General features: G+C 53.8%; 2 protein-coding genes. Both read right to left on the bottom strand.

Annotated elements, in window-relative coordinates; genetic code table 11:
* Positions 1-155: 155 nt before the first annotated feature.
* Positions 156-1,898 (bottom strand): DUF927 domain-containing protein, encoded by a 1,743-nt coding sequence (locus tag MK185_17765; GenBank protein ID MCH2042477.1) that lies wholly within the window; start codon positions 1,896-1,898, stop codon positions 156-158.
* Positions 1,885-2,127 (bottom strand): AlpA family transcriptional regulator, encoded by a 243-nt coding sequence (locus MK185_17760; protein MCH2042476.1) that lies wholly within the window; start codon positions 2,125-2,127, stop codon positions 1,885-1,887. Before MK185_17760 ends, MK185_17765 begins: the two co-directional genes overlap by 14 nt.
* Positions 2,128-2,290: the final 163 nt, after the last annotated feature.

Raw genomic sequence — 2,290 nt, 5'->3', positions numbered from 1 at the left:
CCATCAATCAGCGCAATGGCGATCACCAATCACAGCAAGTACACAACCAGTACACTAGCGGTATTGTCTGCCTTAGCCTTTAATCCTCGCCCAGCCCTTAGGTTGACTGGCGGTACACTAAAAGGCGACAAGCCCTTACAGGGCTCATCGCCATTTTAGTCATCCAAGATGCTGCCTTTCACGCAGTACATTCGCGGGCGGGTGTTGTCGGGCAGGCTGACTTTGCGCTGTGGTCGGTTGCCATCGGGGACTAGGTAGCCTGCGGCCATCAGTGCTTTGGCGGCGCGATCTGGGCTTAGGCCTTCGGTGGCTTCACGCCAGCCAGTTGGGTAAAACAGGTAGAGGGTTTGTGGGCCGCTGGTATCTATCCAACCCGCGCGTTGGCGTACTTGGCTGCTGTAACCGTTTTGTTTGGGCGTAAAGCGGCTTTCGCCATGTTGCTCAATAAAGCTGCGCACTTGGCGAATGGCTTGTTGGTCTTCATTGGCGGCCACACCACCGCGGGCGAGTATCCATTGGTTAAGCTGATTTAAGCAGGCGGCTTCGACACTTTGAGCTGGCCAATCGAGCACTTTGGCTTGAATGGCTAACAACCCAGCACTAGCAAGTAAGGCAAACTTTTCAGCGACCCGGCGCACTTGGCCGTCCGCCTCGGGTGGCAAGCTGGCTAAAAAACGTTGGCGTACGTTTTGGAAAACGGGTCGCACCTGCGCGCTGTGCTGCGTTAAATACCGTAACCAGTCCAAAGCCAAGCAGCCGTAGTGTTGGCGACTTTGCTGTTTTAGATGATCGGCTAAATCGGCGGCGTTCATACCATGACTCTGGTTAAACACGCCCATTTGCGCACCGGCATCGGCACTGAGATCAATCACGCGCACTTGCTGCCCCGCTTTCACGCGTTTGCCGATACTGGCCAGATGGCTTTCGAGCGTCACTTCGCCAGTAGATAAAAACACTAAACGCCAACGGGCAGGTAAGCGCATTTCACCGTATTTGCCTGCACGGGTTTTACCCTGACCATTGGCAAGCATGTAAGCGACATCGCCCGCCTCTTTTGGATCAACTTCGCCCATTTCATCGAGCGCCAGCAAGGCATCGTTATGCGCTAATGCTGTGCCTTCTAAACCGTTGGCCGTGGCACGCCAACTGTGGCGCAGCTGATTAGGCTCGCCCCACACCGATAATGCCGGATACAACGCCGCAGTTTTACCAGTACTGCTGGCACCGTAGAGGTGTAAACCAAAACCATCCACCCCGCACAAATGCAATAAGGGTGCAGCCAGCGCAGCGCAGACACCAACAATTAATAGCAGGTTATCCAGACAATAACGGCCAACGTGCTGCCGCCAACTGTCGCTACTACCTTGTTGAATAAAGCCTTCTATCGGGTGCATGGTTTGCAGCACCATGCGCGGGTTATTGCTGTGTTCGCTTGGGTAATAGGTGAGGCGCGGATGCACATAAGCATGGTGATGCCAGCCAATGCAGTTCACGCTAATGGCTTTTTGCGTGGCCAGTTCGCCCATTTGTTGAATAAACAGCGAGAGCAACTGCCGCGCTTTGACACTGTTACTCAGCCGCATGCCTCGGCTGAGTAATATCCGACGGTACTCGCTGCCGTCTCCGGCCAATAGTTCTGCTGGCATAGCCCAGTAGCGATGGCGATTGTCATCGTCTAACCAGTGCAATAAATAGCCGTAGTTGTCCCCTTGTGGATCGCGAGTACGAGCAGCCACTTGCAGCCAAGAGCAGATTTTAACAGGGCTATCTTGCCCTGCTGGTTGCATCACCAGCCAGTTTTGCGCGTTATAGGCAAAACCAGGCGGTAATGTTGGCGCGTTGTTATTCATCTCACTGGCTGGTAACGGGGTTGGTGCTGATGGTTTATCCACGGCCATAAGCAGCACCGATACGGCGGGTTTCAATCCACTGGTCGATATCGCTTTCTAACCAGCCCACGGCACGCGCACCAATGCGAATGGAACGCGGAAATTCACCGCTGGCCATCAGGGCATAAATGGTGCTGCGGCCAAAGCCTGTTTTGGCTTTGACCTCGGGCAAACGCAAAATCCGTTGCTGACGAGCTGGGTGTGTTGATGTGGTGGATAATTGTGTGGTTGGGTTCATCGTTTGCTTCCTCACTGATCTGTTAAGTTCAGTTAGGAGTTTGGCAGTACTAAACGGACGCAGTAGGCAGATAAATGCCCAGATCGTGCAGCTTTCTGAGGGTGCAGGTAGCTAACTGCCCCAGAATTGACATAATGCCCCAAGTAACAAATACCGTATGGGC

The organism is Saccharospirillaceae bacterium (assembly GCA_022448365.1).
GTDB lineage: Bacteria > Pseudomonadota > Gammaproteobacteria > Pseudomonadales > Oceanobacteraceae > Bacterioplanoides.
This window is presented reverse-complemented; position numbering and strand designations above follow the sequence as displayed.